Below are 16,997 nucleotides of genomic sequence, written 5' to 3' on the forward strand. Positions count from 1 at the left end.
GCCGCCGGGCTGACGCCGCGCGCGGTGATCGGCGACATGGACAGCCTCGGCGAGACCGCCCGCCTCTATGCCGGGCGGCTGCACGAGATCGCCGAGCAGGACAGCACCGATTTCGACAAGGCGCTGCGCAACATCGAGGCGCCGCTCGTGCTCGCCGTGGGCTTTACCGGCGGACGGCTCGACCACGAGCTTGCCGCCTTTCACGTGCTCACTGCGCGGCCCGATCGGCGCTGCCTGCTGATCGGCGCCGAGAGCCTCGTCTTTCTGTGCCCGCCCGAGGTCGCGCTCGACCTCGCGCCCGGCGCGCCGTTTTCGCTGTTTCCCATGGGCGAGCTGCGCTGCGCCTCGCAAGGGCTGCGCTGGGCCACCGATGGGCTCGTCTTCTCGCCCGCCGCGCGCATCGGCACCTCGAACGAGGTGACGGGACCGGTCAGGCTGCGCTCCGAGGCGCCCTTGATGCTGGCCATCGCGCCGCGCGCCGCGCTGGATGCGGTGATCGCCGGGCTCATGGGCGCGGATGGGGCATGGCCACCGCGCTGAGCCGCAAGGTGCCCCGGCGCAAGCCCGGTCGCGCGCGCCCCTTGCGGGCTTTGCAAAACCGCCCCCAGCCGTTATCTGCAGCTGCATCCCCTCCATGGCCCCAAATCGTCAGGAACCGCCAGTGACCGACAGCTTCGAGACCCCCGGCCAAGTCGAACGCGACTGGTCCGACGCGATCAGCCCGATCGAAGAGATCATCGCCGATGCGCGCAACGGCCGCATGTTCATCCTTGTCGATCATGAGGACCGCGAGAACGAGGGCGATCTGGTGATCCCGGCGCAGATGGCGACGCCCGACGCGATCAACTTCATGGCCACCCATGGGCGCGGGCTGATCTGCCTGTCGTTGCCGCGCGAGCGGATCGATGCGCTGGGCCTGCCGCTCATGTCGACCAACAACTCCTCGCGTCACGAGACGGCTTTCACCGTCTCGATCGAGGCGCGCGAGGGCGTATCGACCGGCATCTCGGCGCAGGACCGCGCGCTGACCGTGGCCGTCGCCATCGACGCCTCCAAGACCGCCGCCGACATCGCCACGCCGGGCCACGTGTTTCCGCTGCGCGCGCGCGAGGGCGGGGTGCTGGTGCGCGCGGGCCATACCGAGGCCGCCGTCGATATCTCTCGGCTGGCGGGGCTCAACCCCTCCGGCGTGATCTGCGAGATCATGAAGGAGGACGGGACCATGGCCCGTCTGCCCGATCTCGTCGCCTTCGCGCAGAAGCACGCGCTCAAGATCGGCACGATCAGCGACCTGATCGCCTACCGCCGCCGCCACGACAACCTCGTGAAGCTGCGCGACGAACAGCAGATCGAGAGCGAGTTCGGCGGTGACTGGACCCTGCGCATCTATACCGACACCACACAGGGCGCCGAGCATATCGCGCTGATCAAGGGCGACATCTCGGGCGAGGCGCCGGTGCTGACGCGGATGCACACGCTCGATCCGATGCTCGACATCGTCGGCACCGGTCCCAAGGGCCGCGCCCGCGAATTCGGCGATGCGATGCAGGCCATCGCCGAGGAGGGGCGCGGCGTGCTGGTGCTGTTGCGCGACCTGCACATGAAGCTCGCCACCACCGAGGAACATTCGCCCCACGTGCTGCGGCAATACGGCCTTGGTGCGCAGATCCTCTCGGCGCTCGGCCTGTCGCAGATCGTGCTGCTGACCAATTCCCCCAAACCCCGCGTGGTCGGGCTCGATGCCTACGGGCTCGAGATCACCGGCACGCGCAAGATCTCGGAGATCGGATGATGGCCGGCCCCACCCACCACGCGCTCGCGCGTCCCGAATTCGACAAGGGCCCGAAGATCCTCATCGTCGTCGCCCCCTACTACAAGGACATTGCCGACAACCTCGTCGCCGGCGCCATGGCCGAGATCGAGGCCGTGGGCGGCAGCTATGAGGTCGTCGAGATGCCCGGCGCGCTGGAGCTGCCCTCGGCGATCGGCATCGCCGCGCGAATGGGCGAGTATGACGGCTTCGTCGCCCTGGGCTGCGTGATCCGCGGCGAGACCACCCATTACGACACGGTCTGCAACGACAGCTCGCGCGGGCTGACGCTTCTGGGGCTGCAGGGGCTGTGCATCGGCAACGGCATCCTGACGGTCGAGAATTACGATCAGGCGGCGGTGCGCGCCGATCCGCAGGGGCAGAACAAGGGCGGCGGCGCTGCCGCTGCCGCGCTGCATCTCGTGGCGCTGTCGCGCAAGCTCGGACGCAAGGACAAGGGCCTCGGTTTCACCGCCGACCGGCTGGGAGAGGGCTGATGGCCGAATCGAACACCCAGAAGCGGCGGATGCGTTCGGCCTCGCGCATGTATGCGGTGCAGGCGCTGTTCCAGATGGAAGCCTCCGAGCAGAGCGTCGACCGCGTGATGCGCGAGTTCGAGACGCATCGCTTCGGTGCGACCTACGAGGAAGGCGAATGGGAGGAGGGCGATCTCGCCACCTTCCGTGGCCTGATGGAGGGCGCGGTCGAGGAGCAGGCGAAGATCGACCAGATGACGCATCGCGCGCTGGTCGCCAAATGGCCGATCGCCCGGATCGATCCGACGCTGCGCGCGCTGTTTCGCGCAGCAGGGGCGGAGTTTCTCGGCAAGGTGACGCCGCCCAAGGTGGTGATCGTCGAGTTCGTGGAGATCGCCAAGGCCTTCTATCCCGACGGGCGCGAGCCGAAATTCGTCAACGCGGTGCTCGACCACATGGCGCGCGAGGCGCGGCCCGAGGCGTTCTGACCGGCGTTCTGACCGGCGTGACGACAGGGTGATGAACGGGGCGCGGCGCGGGCCGCGCCCTTTTTTCGAAGGATGCGCCGCATGACCGACGAGACCACCTCTGATCCATCCCAAGAGACGCCGCCTCTCACGACGGTGCGGCTGCGGCTGCGCGCGCGGGTGCCGGACGATGCCGCCGCGCTGTTCGCGGAGATGTCCGATCCAGAGGCCATGGCCTGGTGGTCGCGCGCGCCCTTTGTCTCCGAGGCCGAGCTGCGCGCGCGATTCGCGACGCGGGCCAAGGGGCGGCACGCCTGGGCGATCACCCGGCCGGGCGAGGACCGCGCGCTCGGCTTCGTCGTCGCGGGCGAACGGCCGCAGGGCGGCGTCTCCGAGATCGGCTACCTGCTGGCTCGCCACGCGCAGGGGCAGGGCCTCGCGCAGGAGGCGGTCGCGGGTGTCATCGGGCATCTCTTCGCGCGAGGGCAGCGCCGCGTCTTCGCCGATTGCGACCCCGAGAACGCCGCCTCGATCGCGTTGCTGGAGCGACTCGGGTTTCGACGCGAAGGCCGGCTTCGGGCCGAATGGCACACCCATATGGGCCTGCGCGATTCGCTCATCTACGGGCTGCTGGCCTCGGACTGGGCCGAGGGTGCCTGAGAGCTGAAAGGGAAAAGTGGCGGGAACCGCAGCGACCGTAGGGGTGAGAATTCCCGGGGACCTGTGTATACAGGTGGGCGCCAGGTAAACGAACCAGGGTCCGCACAGAGCCAGCTCCCGTGGAATTGCTTAAGGCCACTGGAATTTGACCCCTTGGCACGAGAAGAGCAGAACCCGCCGGCACCACATCTAGGATCGCGCATCGGGCGTGACAAGGGGCCGCGCCCGGGCTTTCGCGGCTTGCGGCGTGTTTCCCATATGTTCATGATGCCGCCCATGCCGGATGAATGGGACGACTGGGAAGAGGGAGAGCGCCGCGCGGTGCTGCTGCCCGATGACGCGCTCTCGGCCGAGGCGCTGGCGCGGCCGCGCGCGGCGCCAAGGCCGGGCGAGATGCTGGCGCGCGGCGTCTGTCGTCATCTGCTGGGCCACGGCTTCGTCACGGTGGAGGAGTTCGTGCCCGCCTCGGGCCTGCGCGTCGACGTGATGGCGCTCGGTCCCAAGGGCGAGATCTGGGTGATCGAGTGCAAGTCGAGCCGGGCCGATTTCACCTCGGACCGCAAGTGGCAAGGCTATCTCGATTATTGCGACCGCTATTTCTGGGCGGTGGACGATGCCTTTCCGCTCGACCTGCTGCCCGAGGAGACCGGCGTCATCATCGCCGACGGCTACGACGCCGAGATCGTGACCATGGCGCCCGAGACGAAGCTGCCCGGCGCGCGGCGCAAGGTGATGCTGCAGAAGTTCGCGCGCCATGCCGCCCTGCGCTGGCACAAGGCGCGCGATCCCGCGATCAACCTTTCTTCGGCCTGACCGCGCGCGCGGCGCGCGCGGCGGCCATGATCTCCTCGGCGATGTCATCGGCCTCGTCGGGGTCGAAATCCATCGGGATCTCGGTCGCGCCCGCTTCGATGAACAGCCGCACCATGCCCTGATCGGTCGGCCCGATCTGCAGGTTCGCCTCGATGTCGCGTTCGGTGTCGATGCCCATGTCGGTTCCTTTCCAAGTTGGTCTGTCCCTAGCGCCGGGGCGGTTGCCGGGCAAGCCGGGCGACCTCGCGGAAGCGCGGTAAAACCCGGGGCAGGGGGGTTGCAATCCGATCCCGCTGGCGCTAATTCCCGCGCCAGTGCCGCCTTAGCTCAGTTGGTTAGAGCGCTGGATTGTGGATCCAGAGGTCTCCTGTTCAAGCCAGGAAGGCGGTACCACCTCCCCCCTTTGCCTCGATGTGCATGCAACCGGCTCTTGGCCCCTCGCGTCATGGCCCTATCTAGGCTGCCGCGAGCGAAGATTGCATGGAAGCGGGGGTGACATGATACATCCGATCAGGACATTGGTGCAGGATTACGAGTGGATCCACCTCTCGCTCGGCCTGTTCGGCAACGTGGCCTTCCTCGTGGGAAGCGTGCTGTTCCTGCCGATGTTCGAGGGCCAGAGCCCGAGCTGGACCGAAATGGACTGGAAGACGCTGGGCGTGTGGCTCTTCATCATCGGCACGTTCTTCATGTTCATCGGCGCCTTGGGCAACCTGCTGGTCAAGCTGAGCGAGCGCTGAGCGCTCACTCGATCGCCATTTCCTGACGCAAGCTCCCGTCGCGCCCGAAGATCAGCACGCGGTCGTCGGTGGTCACCACCGCGATCCAGTCACTGCCTTGGGTGAAGGCCGCGGCTTCGGCCCCGTCGGGCAGGGCAAGGCGTTCGGGCAGCGGCAGGGCAGGGGCCGCATCGAAGCGGATGACAATCGCCGCGATCAGCACTAGGAAACCTGCGATCATCACGCCCGCCAGAGCGATCACCAGCCATTTGAGCCATTTCAGCTCGGGCGGGATCAGGACCGGGCCGTCTGTCTCGGGAGCCTGCATGGCCGATCTCTCCACTGTCGTCCGTTTCACCATCGCCGAAAACCCGCCGGCGCGTCTTGATAAGGCGCTGGCCCGCGATGTGCCAGAGGCGGCCACGTTGTCGCGCTCGCGCATCGCCAAGCTCCTGGCCGAGGGCGCGGTGCGCGTGGATGGCGCGGTGGCCACCGACGCCAAGGCGGCCATCGCCGAAGGCGCCGAGATCGAGATCACCGTGCCGCAGGCCGCCGAGAGCCACATCGGCGCGCAGGAGATCCCGCTCGACGTGGTCTGGGAGGATCACGACCTCATCGTCATCGACAAGCCCGCGGGCATGGTCGTCCACCCCGCGCCCGGCAGCCCCGACGGCACGCTGGTCAACGCGCTGATCCACCATTGCGGCGAGGATCTTTCGGGGGTGGGCGGCGCGAAGCGGCCCGGGATCGTGCACCGGATCGACAAGGACACCTCGGGCCTTCTGGTCGTGGCCAAGACCGACCGCGCGCATCAGGGGCTGGCGCTCCAGTTCGAAAAGCATACCGCCGAGCGGCACTACCTCGCCCTGTGCCACGGCGTGCCCGATCCCAACGACCCGCGCCTGCGCGGCATGAAGGGGGCAAGCTTCGAGACCGGCTCCGTGCTCAAGATCCAGACCCTGCTGGGCCGCCACCGCACCGACCGGCAGCGGCAGGCGGTGAGCTTCGAACAGGGCCGCCACGCGGTGACCCGCGCCAAGCTGATCGAGGCCTTCGCCGCCTCGGCGCTGGTCGAATGCCGGCTGGAGACGGGGCGCACGCATCAGATCCGGGTGCATATGTCGCATGTGGGCCATGCGCTGATCGGCGATCCGGTCTATGGCGGGCGGCGCAAGCTGTCGGAAAAGACCCACGGCGCAAGGGCGGTGGCGCTGGCGGCGGGCTTCGGGCGCCAGGCGCTGCACGCGGCCTCGCTCGGCTTCACCCATCCCGCGACCGGTGAGGCGCTGCGCTTCGAGAGCCCCTTGCCCGCCGACATGGCGGAACTCCTCGAAGCCCTTCGGGGTTGAAGGGGCGTAACGAAATTCACATATGATCGAGCCGCTCGCGTGCTCTCTCGTATCAGGGAGGCGAAGGGTTCATCATTGCACAAGCATGATGCGATACCGGCGCTTGCCGGGCCGGGGTCGAACCCGTATCGCTGAGCGTCCAGGAATTATCCGAAAGGAGGGGCCCATGGCAGAGACCTACACGAATCTTCCCGCCCCGTCACCGGAGCAGGGGCTGAACCGTTACCTGCAGGAAATCCGCAAGTTCCCGATGCTGGAACCCGAGCAGGAATACATGCTGGCCAAGCGCTGGGTGGACCACGAGGACGCCGGTGCCGCGCACCAGCTCGTCACCTCGCACCTGCGCCTCGCCGCCAAGATCGCCATGGGCTATCGCGGCTACGGTCTGCCGCAGGCGGAGGTGATCTCCGAGGCCAATGTCGGCCTGATGCAGGCGGTCAAGAAGTTCGACCCCGAAAAGGGCTTTCGCCTGGCCACCTACGCGATGTGGTGGATCCGCGCCTCGATCCAGGAATACGTGCTGCGCTCCTGGTCGATGGTCAAGCTCGGTACCACCTCGGGCCAGAAGAAGCTGTTCTTCAACCTGCGCAAGGCCAAGGCCCGGTTGGGCGCGCTCGAGGACGGCGACCTGCGCCCCGAGAACGTCAAGCGCATCGCCACCGATCTCGGCGTGACCGAGGACGAGGTCGTGTCGATGAACCGGCGCATGTCGGGGGGCGATGCCTCGCTTAATGCCATGGTCGGCTCGGATGCCGACAGCGCCACCCAGTGGCAGGACTGGCTCGAGGACGACAGCGCCGACCAGGCCACCGATTACGAGGAGCGCGACGAGCTCGACGCGCGCCGCGAACTCATGGCCGAGGCGATGGGCGTGCTCAACGACCGCGAGCGCGACATCCTCGTGCAGCGGCGCCTGCAGGACGAGGCGGTGACGCTCGAGGAGCTGTCGGGCCAATACGAGGTGAGCCGCGAGCGGATCCGCCAGATCGAGGTGCGCGCCTTCGAGAAGCTGCAAAAACGGATGCAGGAGCTCGCCAAGGAACGCGGGATGCTCGAAAGCGCCTGAGCGTCCCGGCACGTTGCACTCCGTGCCGCGATGATTACCCTTCCCCCAAACGGGGAAGGGTTTTTCTTTCCCGTGTTCAGGGAAAGACCGAAAATGAATGAACCGATCCGCTGGGGCGTGCTGGGCGCCTCGAAATTCGCGCTGGGCGCCATGGCCCGCGCGATCCATTCCGCCGAAGGCTCCGAGCTGGCCGCACTTGCCACCTCGTCGGAAGACAAGGCCGCGCCGTTCCGCGCCTTTCAGCCCCGGCTGCGCGTCCATGCCGATTACCAGGCGCTGCTCGACGACGCCGAAATCGACGCGGTCTACATTCCGCTGCCCAACGCCATGCATGTCGAATGGACGCTGAAGGCGCTCGACGCGGGCAAGCATGTCTTGTGCGAAAAGCCGCTGGCGATGAAGGCCTCCGAGTTCGAGGCGGTGATCGCCAAGCGCGATGAAACCGGTCTGGTGGCGGCCGAAGCCTACATGATCGTGCATCACCCGCAGTGGATTCGCGCGCGCGAGCTGGTGCAGGGCGGCGCGATCGGTGAGTTGCGCCATGTCGAGGCGGCGTTCAGCTTCAACAACACCGAAGCGGGCAATATCCGCAACAAGCCCGAGACCGGCGGCGGCGGCCTGCCCGACATCGGCGTCTATGCCTTCGGCTCGGTGCGCTTCGTGACGGGGCAGGAGCCGGTGGCGATCCGCCATGCCAACATCCGCTACGAGAACGGCGTCGATGTCTATGCGCAAGTCGCGGCGGATTTCGAGAGCTTCGAATATTCCGGCATGGTCTCGATGCGGCTCTTCCCGCGCCAGGAGGTGACCTTCCACGGCGACAAGGGGGTTCTGAAGCTGCTCTGCCCCTTCAACCCCAATGTCTTCGGCCATGCCGAGATGACGCTGGAGACCGAGGGCAAGCAGGTCGTGCACGAGCGCTGGCCGGGGGTCGATCATTACAAGCTGCAGGTCGAGAACTTCACCGCCGCGATCCACGGGGCTGACTACCCGTGCCCGCTGGAATTCAGCCGCGGAACGCAGGCGATGATCGACATGGTCTATGCGGCCGGCGGGAACGGCTGAGCCGATCGGCGGTTGTCTTCGGCAACATCATCGGAGGCAACCGCGATGGCTGACCAGATGAAGATCCTCGTGCTCGGCGCGCATGGCGTTACCGGGCAGGAGGTCGTGAAACAGGCGGTGGCGCAGGGGCACCATGTCCGCGCTGCCGAGATGAAGTGGCCCGACGAGGCCCCGCCCGCGGGCCACAATGTCGAACGGGTGACCGCGAATGTGATCGAGGACGATCTGGGACCCATCGTCGAGGGCGTGGATGCGGTGATCTCGGCCTTGGGCGTGCCGGGCGATCCCAAGACGCTGATGGACCCGCCGCCGCTTTACACCACCGGCACCCGCAGGCTGATCGAGGCGATGCAGGGGCGCGGCGTGTCGCGGCTGGTGACGATCTCCGCGAGCTTCGTCGTCACGCATGAGCGCGGGCCGCTGCTGTTTCGCACCACCGCCATCCCCGCGCTCACCCGCGTGCTGCACCAGATGGGCGAGATGGAAGAGATGCTGCGCGCCAGCCCGCTCGACTGGACCGCCGTGCGCCCCGGCTGGCTGCTGCCCGAGCCGCTGACCGCAGATTACGTGGTCGTGCCCGACGTGATCCCCGAGGATCTCATCCGCACCCGTCACGCCGATCTCGCGCATTTCATGCTGCATTGCGTGGTGACGGGCGAATGGTCGCGCCAGACCCCGGCCATCGCGCGGCCCGAGGCCGACGAGCTGAGCTCCTCCTTCGAGGTGGTGAAGGAAATGCTCGCCTGACTTCCAACGAGACCGGGCCGGGCATCCAAGATGCCCGGCCCGTCATCGCGGCCAATAGGAGGGCTCAGCCCTCCATCTGCTCCAACTCGTCGATCATCCCCTCGATCATCGACAGGCCCTTGTCCCAGAAGGCCGGGTCGCTCGCATCAAGGCCGAAGGGCGCCAGAAGCTCCTTGTGGTGCTTCGAGCCGCCGGCTTTCAGCATCTCGAAATACTTCTCCTGGAAGTCCTCGCCGCCCTCCTCGTAGACCGCGTAGAGCGCGTTCACGAGCCCGTCGCCGAAGGCATAGGCATAGACGTAGAAGGGCGAATGCACGAAGTGCGGGATATAGGCCCAGAAGCTCTCGTAGCCCGGCGCGAAATCGAAGATCGGCCCGAGGCTTTCGGCCTGAACGCTCATCCACAGCGCGTCGATGTCGTCGGGCGTCAGCTCGCCCTGCGCGCGGGCGGCGTGCAGCTTGCACTCGAAATCGTAGAAGGCGATCTGGCGCACGACCGTGTTGATCATGTCCTCGACCTTGCCCGCGAGCAGCACCTTGCGCTCGTTGTCGTCCTTGGCCTTGTCGAGCAGCTTGCGGAAGGTCAGCATCTCGCCAAAGACGCTCGCCGTTTCGGCCAGCGTCAGCGGGGTGGAGGAGAGAAGCTCGCCTTGCCCCGCCGCCAGCCGCTGGTGCACGCCGTGGCCCAGCTCATGCGCCAGCGTCATCACGTCGCGCGGTTTGCCGAGATAGTTCAGCATGACATAGGGATGCACGGTCGAGACGGTGGGATGCGCGAAGGCACCCGGCGCCTTGCCCGGCTTCACCGCCGCATCGGTCCAGCCCTCGTCGAAGAAGGGCTTGGCCAGCTCGGCCATGCGCGGGTCGAAATCGGCGTAGGCCTCCTCGACCATGACGCGCGCCTCGTCCCAGCCGACGATGCGGTCGCTCTCCATCGGCAACGGCGCGTTGCGGTCCCAGACCTGCATCCGGTCCAGCCCCAACCACTTGGCCTTGAGCTCGTAGTAGCGGTGCGACAGGCGCGGATAGGCCGCGACTACCGCGTCGCGCAGCGCCTCGACGACCTCGGGTTCGACGTGGTTCGACAGGTGCCGCCCGGTCTGCGGCGTCGGCATGCCGCGCCAGCGATCCTCGATCTCCTTTTCCTTGGCGAGCGTGTTGTGGATCCGCGAGAACAGCCGGATCTGCGTCTTGAACACGCGCGCCAGCTCATGCGTTGCGGCCTCGCGCTTGGCGCGGTCCCGCTCGGTCAAAAGGTTGAGCGTGCCCTCGATGCCGAGCTCCTTGCCATCGACGGTGAAGGTCAGCCCGGCGATGGTCTCGTCGAAGACCTTGTTCCAGGCGGCGGCGCCGACGCTCGACTGATCGTGCAGGAACTTCTCCAGCTCGTCGGAGAGCTGGTAGGGCTTCATCGCGCGCATCCGCTCGAAGACGGGGCGGTAGCGGTTCAGCTCCTGGCTCTGGCCGAGCAGGGTTTCGAGGTGGTCCTCGTCGAGCCGGTTGAACTCCAGCCCGTAGAAGACGAGCGGCGTGGTGTAGGCGGTGATCCGGTCCTGGCAGTCCGACATGAACTTGGCGCGTTCGCTGTCGGTGGTCTGCTGGTAGTAGCGCAGCCCCGCATAGGACATGATCCGCCCGGCGACGATGTCGATCCGCTCGTAGCGTTGCACCGCCTCGAGCAGGCCCGCGGCATCGAGCGTGACGAGCTTGCCCTCGTAATCTTCGGCGAATTCGGCGCAGGCCTTTTCCAGCCAATCGATGTCGTTCTTGATCTCGGCACTGTCGGGGGCCGGGTAGAGATCGGTCAGGTCCCATTCCGGCAGGTTGCCCAAGGGGCGGCCCCCGGTCTCGGTCGCGGCGTCGAAGCGGGGGGTCTGGGTCATGGATGAGCCTTCTGTTCGGGTATCACGGAGGCAAAAGATATGGTCGGTGGCGGGGCGGCTCAACCCGTCGCGGCGCGCTCAGCCGTCAAAGGCCGCGTCGCGCATGGCGCGGGCCTTTTCCAGCGTGGCCTCCGCCTCGGCCGGATCACCCTCATTGGCGGGCACGATGCGCTGTCCGGGCGCTTGCGCGAGGCACAGGTCGGCGCGCACCGGGTAGTGGTCGGAGCCGATGCCGGGCAGCACGGTGAAATCGGCCATGGCGAGGCCGCGCTGCCACAGGATCTGGTCGAGCGGCCATTTCATCCACCACGAGTTGGCATCGAAGCTGACCATCGGCCCGCGTCCGGCGCGCGGATCGATCAGCTCTCCCAGCCGCAGGGTCCGCCGCGCGGTGCGTTCCCAAGAGGCAGCGTTGAAATCGCCCGCGAGCAGCGTGGGTCGCGGCTCGTCGCGCGCCTCGATCGCCGCCTGCAGCATGGTCGCATCGCGTAAGGTCGAGGGTTGGAAGTAATGCGGCGGGCGCGGGTGCAGGCCGAAGACGCGGACTTGCCCGGCGGGATGATCGAGCATGCCGTCGAAAAGCGGCGTGTCGGCGCCGAAGGGAAAACGCATCTCGCTGCTGGTGAAGGGGTGACGCGAAAAGACGTGCATGCCGTAATAGGTCGCGTCAGAGGGGATGTCCTGCAGGTGATGGGCGTAATCGGCGTCGAGCGCCTGCAACGCCTCGTCCCACCAGCCGTTGGTTTCCAGCACGAAGAACAGGTCCGGGTCCTGCGCGCGCGCGAGCGCTATGACCTCCTCGGCCTGCCGGTTGGAGCGCTGCACATTGGCGACGAGCACACTGAGCCGTTCCTCGGGCGCGCATGTGGCGGTGCCGGGGTCCATCTTCGCGGCCATGGGCTGATAGGGCCAGAGCCGCCAGCCATGATAGGCCAGCGCGGCGATGGCCAGCACGGTGAGCCAGCGCGCGGCGCCATGGCCGATGCCGCCCAGCGCCACCATGACGATCCACACCAGCACGATCCCGGCGGCGAACTGCATGCGCGGGAAATCGAGATAGCGTATCCACCAGATATCCGTCTCCACCAGCGGCAGCAGCGAAGCGATGCAAAGCAGGGCGAGCAGAATGCCCGCGATCACGGCGATGGCCTGTCTCATGCGGTGGTGTCTCCTCCATAGGTGGCGAGCATGTCCTTGAGGTCGCCCAATGTGTTGATCTCGTCGAGCGGCTTGTCATGGCGCCAGCGCAGCATGCGCGGAAAGCGCAAGCTGACCCCCGACTTGTGCCGCGGGCTGGGCTGGATGCCTTCGAAGCCGATCTCGAAAACATGTTCCGGTTTGACATGGCGCACCGGTCCGTAGCGTTCCAGCGTGTTTTTGCGCACCCAGGCCGTGATCTTGCGAAATTCGGCATCGGTCAGGCCGCTATAGGCCTTGGTGAAGGGCACGAGCGCGTTGCCGTCCCTGACCGCGAAGGTGAAGTCGGTGAACATGTTGGCCCGTCGCCCCGATCCGGCCTGCGCATAGACCATGACGGCATCAATCGTCAGGGGGTCGACCTTCCATTTCCACCAGTCGCCCTTCTTGCGCCCCGCGAGATAGGGGCTGTCCGCGCGCTTGAGCATCAGCCCCTCGGCCATCAAGTCGCGCGATTTCGCCCGCTCCTCGGCGAGCTGATCGAGGCTTTCGACCGGCACCAGCGGCGACAGGCGGAACGGCGCCTCCGGCGGTAGATCGCCCCCCAGCGCGTCGAGCCGGGCGCGGCGCTCGGCAAAGGGCAGGGCGCGGATGTCCTGACCGTCCTGCTCAAGCAGGTCATAACCCATGAGGATCACCGGGGCCTCGGTCAGAAGCTTCTTGGGCACCGTCTTGCGCCCGATCCGCTTTTGCAGCGCGTTGAACGACAGCGGCACCTCGTCGCCCCAGCCCAGAACCTCGCCGTCGATCACCGTGCCCATGGGCAGGAAATCCTTCATGCGGGCAAGCTCGGGAAAGCGGTCGGTCATCAACTCCTCGCCGCGCGACCAGAGGTGATGGTCGCCGCCGCGCAGGATCAGCTGGCCGCGGATGCCGTCCCACTTGCGCTCGGCCATCCAGTCGCCCGGATCGCCCAAGGCCTCGGGGTCGTCGAGCTGGTAGGCGAGGTAGAAGGGATAGGGGCGCGACAGGCTGGCGGTCGGATCGGGCGCGTGGACCAGCGCGTGCCAGGTGATGTCATCGGGCGTCCATGAGCCCATCAGCCGGTGCGTCAGCTCCGCCTCGTCGATCTCGGTGGCCTGCGCCAGCGCGCGGGTCATCAGCTTCTGACTGACGCCGATGCGAAAGCTGCCCGTGAGCAGCTTGGTGAACAAGAGCCGTTCGGTCGGCCCGAGCACCTCCCACGCCGCGAGGATGCCTGCCTTGCGCGCGGCCTCGTCCTCTTTCGACAGGCGGCGGATCTCGGCGATCCAATGGCTGAGCGGGCGGTCCTCCTCGGCCTCGGCGGGCGGCAGAACGAGTGAGATCGTCTCGGCCAGATCGCCGACGATCGGATAGGCCTCCTCGAACAGCCACAGCGGGATGCCCGCGCGCTCGGCCGCCCATTCGCGCAGCACGGTGGCGGTGATGGTCCGGCGCGGGCGGCGCCCTGAGAAGAGTGCTATGGTCCACAGCTTGTCGGCGTCGGGGGCCTCGCGGAAATAGTCGGCCATCGCCGCCACTTTCTTCGTGGTGCGGGTGGTCTGGTCGACGGCACGGAACAGCTCGGCAAAGCGCTTCATGCGGCCTCGCCTTCGTTGCCGGTCTCGTCCTCGGCGTCGATGCGCTCGCCCGCATATTCGGTTGAGACGATGGCCGCGTCATAGCCCTCGCTCTCCAGCCAGCGGCGAAAGACGGATGTGTAGCCATGGGTGACGAAGATGCGGGAAGCGCCGGTCTCGCGGATCGCGGCATTGAGCCCCGGCCAATCGGCATGGTCCGACATGATGAAGCCCCGGTCGGCGGCCCGCCTGCGGCGCACGCCCCGAAGCGCCATCCAGCCGCTGGCGAATGCGGTGGAGGCGGGCTTGCCCGGCAGGTTGAAGCGGCGCGACCACGGCCCGCCCAAGCCCGATGGCGTGGCGATGACCAGCCCGCCCGCCAGCGTCTTGAGATCGGTCTCAGGCGTCACCCGGATCGTGTCGGGCAGGGCGATGCCTTGGGCGCGCAGCACCTCGTTGGTGTTTTCCACCGCGCCATGGGTGAGGATCGGGCCAATCGAAGTGTCGGCCAGCGTCAGAATGCGCTGCGCCTTGCCCAAAGCATAGGAGCCGATCAATGAGAACCGCCCCTCCGCGGCGTTGGCGGCCCACCACGCGTTGAGATCGCGCGCCAGCTCCTCCTGCGGCGTCCATTTGAACACCGGCAGGCCGAAGGTGGATTCGGTGATGAAGGCGTCGCATTTCACCGGCTCGAACGGGGTGGAGAGCCCATCGTCGATGGTCTTGTAATCGCCCGAGGCGACCCAGACCTCGCCCTTGCGCTCGACCCGGATCTGCGCCGAGCCGGGGACGTGCCCGGCGGGGTGGAACGACACGGTGACATCATTGATGCGCCGCGTCTCGCCGTAGCGGATCGTGTCGAGGGAGATGTCGCCCAAACGGTGCCGCATGACCGGCGCGGCGATGTCGGTGGCGAGGTAGCGGTTCATCCCCTCATGCGCGTGATCGGCATGGCCGTGGGTAACGAGCGCGCGGTCGACCGGTTGCCACGGGTCGATATGAAAATCGCCCGCTTCGCAGTAGATGCCCCGGTCGGTGAAGGTCAGAAGATCGCCCATGATCCCGAGGGTAGCGCCGGGGCCGGGGCCGGGTAGGGCGTATTTATGGAAAGATGAACGAGGGCAGTGCGCTCCCCTGGTTCATCTTTCTCCAAATACGCCGGGGGAGGGCCGAAGGCCCGGGGGCGGAGCCCCCAATGGCAGACCAGCGGGCGGAGCCCCCAATACCCAACCTGCGGGCGGAGCCTCCAATAGCAGATCTGCGGGTAGCGCCCTCTCGGGCGTTCAGGCCACCTCGCTCAGCGCGGCTTTCGGCGTGATGCCTAGCGCGTGGCAGACATCGCGCGTCAGGTCCGGCTTGTTGAGCGTGTAGAAATGCAGGTGCTCGGCCCCGCCCGCGATCAGCTTGTCGCACAGCTCGGTGGCGAGCGCGGTGGCCAGCAGGTCGGCCTCGGCCTGATCCCTGGCATGGTCGAAGCCGTCGGCCACCACCTGCGGGATCGAGGTGCCGCACATGCCCGCGAACTTGCGCGCGCCCTTCCAGTTCTCGATCGGCAGGATGCCGGGGATGATCGCGCCTTCGATGCCCGCCTTCACGCAGGCATCGCGGAAGCGGAAGAAGGTGTCCGCCTCGAAGAAGAACTGGGTGATCGCGCTATGCGCGCCCGCATCGAACTTGCGTTTGAGGTGCTCGACATCGGCGAGCTCATGCGCGGCATCGGGGTGCCGCTCGGGGTAGGCACCGACGCGGATGCGGAAATTGCCGCGCGCGGCCAGCGCCTCGATCAGCTCGACCGAGCCCGCGAAGCCGTCGGGATGGGCGCGAAAGCCACCCGAACCCTTGGGCGGATCGCCGCGCAGCGCCACGATCTCCTCCACGCCCGCATCGGCATAGCCCTGCACGATCTCCATCGTCTCGGCCCGCGTGGCCTCGACGCAGGTCAGATGCGCCGCGACGCGCAGGCCCGCCTTCTTGTGGATCGCATCCACCGCCTCATGCGTCAGCTTGCGGGTCGTGCCGCCCGCGCCGTAGGTGACCGAGACGAACTCGGGCTCCATCGGCGCCAGCGCCTGCACCGTGTCCCAAAGACGGAACGAGCCTTCGATGTTCTTCGGCGGAAAGAATTCGAAACTGACGGCGGGGCGGGTCATGTCGGGTCTCCTGTGGGATGCGGACCTTGTCGCAGATGGGGGGACGTGAGACAAATTCATAACCCTCACGACTATGATGAGTTTCACTTGCATATCGAGTTCCGCCACCTGCGCACCATCAAGGCGATCCACGACACCGGCGGTCTGGCCCGGGCGGCCGATCTGCTGAACATAACGCAATCGGCGCTGAGCCATCAGATCAAGGGGATCGAGGATCAGGCGGGGGTCGAGCTTTTCGTGCGCCGTTCCAAGCCGCTGAAGCTGTCGGCCGCGGGGCTGAAGCTTCTTGCCGCCGCCGAGGACATCCTGCCGCGCGTGGCCGATCTGGAGGCCGAGTTCGCTGGGCTGATCGCGGGAAAATCGGGCCGCATGCACATCGCGATCGAGTGCCACGCCTGTTTCGAATGGCTGCTTCCCGTGTTGGAGCAGTTCCGCAAGGCTTGGCCGGAGGTCGATGTCGACATCCGCCCCGGCCTCGCCTTCGACGCGCTGCCCGCGCTCAGGCGCGAGATGGTCGACCTGGTGATCTCCTCCGATCCCGAGCCGCTGCCCGACACCGATTTCACGCCGCTCTTCGATTACGAGCCGGTCTTCGTTGCCTCCTCGTCCAACCAGCTGGCCGAGAGGAGCTTTATCGAGGCCGAGGATTTCGCCGATCAGACGCTCATCACCTATCCGGTGGAGCGCACGCGGCTCGATGTCTTTACCGAGCTTCTGATCCCCGCGCGGGTGGAGCCCGCCGCCATCCGGCAGGTCGAGCTGACGGCGGTGATCCTGCTTCTGGTGGCGTCGAACCGCGGCGTCGCGGTGCTGCCCGACTGGGTGGTGCGGCAGCTGCGCACGAATTCGGATTACGTGACCCGGCCGCTCACCGCGCAGGGCAAGACGCGCAGGCTCTTTGCCGCCACGCGCGCGGACGATACCTCGCGGCCCTATATCGCGCATTTCACCCGTCTGGCGCGGCAGGAGGCGGTGAAGCTGCAGCGGGGCTAGGCGGGGCGCCGCCTGACCCCTTGCCGGGATGGCGCGGAGCCGCTATGGCCCCTTGATCCGTA

The 16,997-nt window shown here is 67.1% G+C and carries 19 protein-coding genes, 1 tRNA gene and 1 other RNA gene; 13 read left to right on the plus strand and 8 right to left on the minus strand.

The window, feature by feature from the left end:
• The 5 genes from NHG85_RS11800 to NHG85_RS11820 form a co-directional block, all read left to right on the plus strand.
• A partial coding sequence (locus NHG85_RS11800; RefSeq protein ID WP_253332612.1) for a thiamine pyrophosphokinase occupies window positions 1-540 on the plus strand: 540 nt, incomplete at its 5' end.
• A gap of 94 nt (window positions 541-634) precedes the next feature.
• Complete coding sequence (ribB, locus tag NHG85_RS11805; RefSeq protein WP_253332614.1) at window positions 635-1,792, plus strand: 3,4-dihydroxy-2-butanone-4-phosphate synthase; 1,158 nt, start codon at window positions 635-637, stop codon at window positions 1,790-1,792.
• Window positions 1,792-2,307 carry a 6,7-dimethyl-8-ribityllumazine synthase gene (locus NHG85_RS11810; protein WP_253332616.1) on the plus strand — a complete coding sequence of 172 codons (516 nt, stop codon included), beginning with the start codon at window positions 1,792-1,794 and terminating at the stop codon, window positions 2,305-2,307. Before ribB ends, NHG85_RS11810 begins: the two co-directional genes overlap by 1 nt.
• Entirely contained in the window at window positions 2,307-2,774 is a 468-nt protein-coding gene (nusB, locus tag NHG85_RS11815; RefSeq protein WP_099277983.1) for a transcription antitermination factor NusB, read from the plus strand. The genes NHG85_RS11810 and nusB overlap by 1 nt, the downstream gene beginning before the upstream one ends.
• Window positions 2,775-2,855: 81 nt before the next feature.
• Window positions 2,856-3,413, plus strand: coding sequence for a GNAT family N-acetyltransferase (locus NHG85_RS11820; protein WP_253332618.1), 558 nt, complete (start codon window positions 2,856-2,858; stop codon window positions 3,411-3,413).
• Window positions 3,414-3,432: 19 nt separating this feature from the next.
• On the opposite strand, the gene ssrS is transcribed toward NHG85_RS11820, so the two are convergent.
• Window positions 3,433-3,590: non-coding RNA, 6S RNA (gene ssrS / locus NHG85_RS19960), on the minus strand.
• A gap of 99 nt (window positions 3,591-3,689) precedes the next feature.
• Between ssrS and NHG85_RS11825 the strand changes: the two genes are divergently transcribed.
• On the plus strand, window positions 3,690-4,226 hold the full coding sequence (locus NHG85_RS11825; protein WP_370363017.1) for an MmcB family DNA repair protein: 537 nt from the start codon (window positions 3,690-3,692) through the stop codon (window positions 4,224-4,226).
• Here NHG85_RS11825 and NHG85_RS11830 read toward each other — a convergent pair.
• Window positions 4,207-4,404: a DUF6324 family protein gene (locus NHG85_RS11830; protein ID WP_253332620.1), complete on the minus strand. Its 198-nt coding sequence runs from the start codon at window positions 4,402-4,404 to the stop codon at window positions 4,207-4,209. The genes NHG85_RS11825 and NHG85_RS11830 overlap by 20 nt on opposite strands.
• 138 nt (window positions 4,405-4,542) lie before the next feature.
• Between NHG85_RS11830 and NHG85_RS11835 the strand changes: the two genes are divergently transcribed.
• Window positions 4,543-4,619 (plus strand) — tRNA-His (locus NHG85_RS11835).
• Window positions 4,620-4,723: 104 nt separating this feature from the next.
• The gene (locus tag NHG85_RS11840) at window positions 4,724-4,966 is read left to right on the plus strand and encodes a YrhK family protein (protein WP_253332621.1); all 243 of its coding nucleotides are present in this window, start codon (window positions 4,724-4,726) and stop codon (window positions 4,964-4,966) included.
• A 4-nt stretch (window positions 4,967-4,970) separates the two neighbouring features.
• Here the strand turns inward: NHG85_RS11840 and NHG85_RS11845 are convergent, their stop codons facing one another.
• A complete protein-coding gene (locus tag NHG85_RS11845) occupies window positions 4,971-5,273 on the minus strand; it encodes a DUF6476 family protein (protein WP_253332623.1) in 303 nt (100 codons plus the stop codon).
• On the opposite strand from NHG85_RS11845, the gene NHG85_RS11850 reads away from it, so the two are divergent.
• The 4 genes from NHG85_RS11850 (at window position 5,272) to NHG85_RS11865 (ending at window position 9,172) form a co-directional block, all read left to right on the plus strand.
• Window positions 5,272-6,294: an RluA family pseudouridine synthase gene (locus NHG85_RS11850; RefSeq protein WP_253332625.1), complete on the plus strand. Its 1,023-nt coding sequence runs from the start codon at window positions 5,272-5,274 to the stop codon at window positions 6,292-6,294. The genes NHG85_RS11845 and NHG85_RS11850 overlap by 2 nt on opposite strands.
• Before the next feature lie 166 nt (window positions 6,295-6,460).
• Window positions 6,461-7,360, plus strand: a complete 900-nt coding sequence (rpoH, locus tag NHG85_RS11855; RefSeq protein WP_253332627.1) for an RNA polymerase sigma factor RpoH — start codon at window positions 6,461-6,463, stop codon at window positions 7,358-7,360.
• Window positions 7,361-7,453: 93 nt separating this feature from the next.
• Complete coding sequence (locus tag NHG85_RS11860; RefSeq protein WP_253332628.1) at window positions 7,454-8,425, plus strand: Gfo/Idh/MocA family protein; 972 nt, start codon at window positions 7,454-7,456, stop codon at window positions 8,423-8,425.
• Between the two features lie 45 nt (window positions 8,426-8,470).
• Complete coding sequence (locus tag NHG85_RS11865; RefSeq protein WP_253332630.1) at window positions 8,471-9,172, plus strand: NAD(P)-dependent oxidoreductase; 702 nt, start codon at window positions 8,471-8,473, stop codon at window positions 9,170-9,172.
• Between the two features lie 64 nt (window positions 9,173-9,236).
• Here NHG85_RS11865 and NHG85_RS11870 read toward each other — a convergent pair whose 3' ends face one another.
• The 5 genes from NHG85_RS11870 to metF form a co-directional block, all read right to left on the minus strand.
• Window positions 9,237-11,054 (minus strand): M3 family oligoendopeptidase, encoded by a 1,818-nt coding sequence (locus tag NHG85_RS11870; RefSeq protein ID WP_253332632.1) that lies wholly within the window; start codon window positions 11,052-11,054, stop codon window positions 9,237-9,239.
• 78 nt (window positions 11,055-11,132) lie between these two features.
• Window positions 11,133-12,212 carry an endonuclease/exonuclease/phosphatase family protein gene (locus tag NHG85_RS11875; protein ID WP_253332633.1) on the minus strand — a complete coding sequence of 360 codons (1,080 nt, stop codon included), beginning with the start codon at window positions 12,210-12,212 and terminating at the stop codon, window positions 11,133-11,135.
• The gene (locus NHG85_RS11880) at window positions 12,209-13,813 is read right to left on the minus strand and encodes an ATP-dependent DNA ligase (protein WP_253332635.1); all 1,605 of its coding nucleotides are present in this window, start codon (window positions 13,811-13,813) and stop codon (window positions 12,209-12,211) included. The genes NHG85_RS11875 and NHG85_RS11880 overlap by 4 nt, the downstream gene beginning before the upstream one ends.
• A complete protein-coding gene (locus tag NHG85_RS11885; protein WP_253332637.1) occupies window positions 13,810-14,850 on the minus strand; it encodes a ligase-associated DNA damage response exonuclease in 1,041 nt (346 codons plus the stop codon). Before NHG85_RS11885 ends, NHG85_RS11880 begins: the two co-directional genes overlap by 4 nt.
• Window positions 14,851-15,075: 225 nt before the next feature.
• Complete coding sequence (metF, locus tag NHG85_RS11890) at window positions 15,076-15,942, minus strand: methylenetetrahydrofolate reductase [NAD(P)H] (RefSeq protein ID WP_253332639.1); 867 nt, start codon at window positions 15,940-15,942, stop codon at window positions 15,076-15,078.
• Window positions 15,943-16,029: 87 nt separating this feature from the next.
• Here metF and NHG85_RS11895 point away from each other — a divergent pair, with 87 nt between their 5' ends.
• On the plus strand, window positions 16,030-16,935 hold the full coding sequence (locus NHG85_RS11895; protein WP_253332641.1) for a LysR family transcriptional regulator: 906 nt from the start codon (window positions 16,030-16,032) through the stop codon (window positions 16,933-16,935).
• Window positions 16,936-16,997: the final 62 nt, after the last annotated feature.

The organism is Limimaricola litoreus (genome assembly GCF_024159025.1).
Lineage (GTDB): Bacteria > Pseudomonadota > Alphaproteobacteria > Rhodobacterales > Rhodobacteraceae > Limimaricola > Limimaricola litoreus.

Bases quoted from the DNA above. Each gene is read 5' to 3' on its own strand.
- NHG85_RS11850 (WP_253332625.1), top strand. From the start codon at position 5,272: ATGGCCGATCTCTCCACTGTCGTCCGTTTCACCATCGCCGAAAACCCG.
- NHG85_RS11885 (WP_253332637.1), bottom strand. From the start codon at position 14,850: ATGGGCGATCTTCTGACCTTCACCGACCGGGGCATCTACTGCGAAGCG.
- NHG85_RS11845 (WP_253332623.1), bottom strand. From the start codon at position 5,273: ATGCAGGCTCCCGAGACAGACGGCCCGGTCCTGATCCCGCCCGAGCTG.
- NHG85_RS11820 (WP_253332618.1), top strand. From the start codon at position 2,856: ATGACCGACGAGACCACCTCTGATCCATCCCAAGAGACGCCGCCTCTC.
- metF (WP_253332639.1), bottom strand. From the start codon at position 15,942: ATGACCCGCCCCGCCGTCAGTTTCGAATTCTTTCCGCCGAAGAACATC.
- rpoH (WP_253332627.1), top strand. From the start codon at position 6,461: ATGGCAGAGACCTACACGAATCTTCCCGCCCCGTCACCGGAGCAGGGG.
- NHG85_RS11860 (WP_253332628.1), top strand. From the start codon at position 7,454: ATGAATGAACCGATCCGCTGGGGCGTGCTGGGCGCCTCGAAATTCGCG.
- ribB (WP_253332614.1), top strand. From the start codon at position 635: ATGGCCCCAAATCGTCAGGAACCGCCAGTGACCGACAGCTTCGAGACC.
- NHG85_RS11880 (WP_253332635.1), bottom strand. From the start codon at position 13,813: ATGAAGCGCTTTGCCGAGCTGTTCCGTGCCGTCGACCAGACCACCCGC.
- NHG85_RS11810 (WP_253332616.1), top strand. From the start codon at position 1,792: ATGGCCGGCCCCACCCACCACGCGCTCGCGCGTCCCGAATTCGACAAG.
- NHG85_RS11865 (WP_253332630.1), top strand. From the start codon at position 8,471: ATGGCTGACCAGATGAAGATCCTCGTGCTCGGCGCGCATGGCGTTACC.
- NHG85_RS11870 (WP_253332632.1), bottom strand. From the start codon at position 11,054: ATGACCCAGACCCCCCGCTTCGACGCCGCGACCGAGACCGGGGGCCGC.
- NHG85_RS11825 (WP_370363017.1), top strand. From the start codon at position 3,690: ATGCCGGATGAATGGGACGACTGGGAAGAGGGAGAGCGCCGCGCGGTG.
- NHG85_RS11875 (WP_253332633.1), bottom strand. From the start codon at position 12,212: ATGAGACAGGCCATCGCCGTGATCGCGGGCATTCTGCTCGCCCTGCTT.
- NHG85_RS11830 (WP_253332620.1), bottom strand. From the start codon at position 4,404: ATGGGCATCGACACCGAACGCGACATCGAGGCGAACCTGCAGATCGGG.
- NHG85_RS11840 (WP_253332621.1), top strand. From the start codon at position 4,724: ATGATACATCCGATCAGGACATTGGTGCAGGATTACGAGTGGATCCAC.
- nusB (WP_099277983.1), top strand. From the start codon at position 2,307: ATGGCCGAATCGAACACCCAGAAGCGGCGGATGCGTTCGGCCTCGCGC.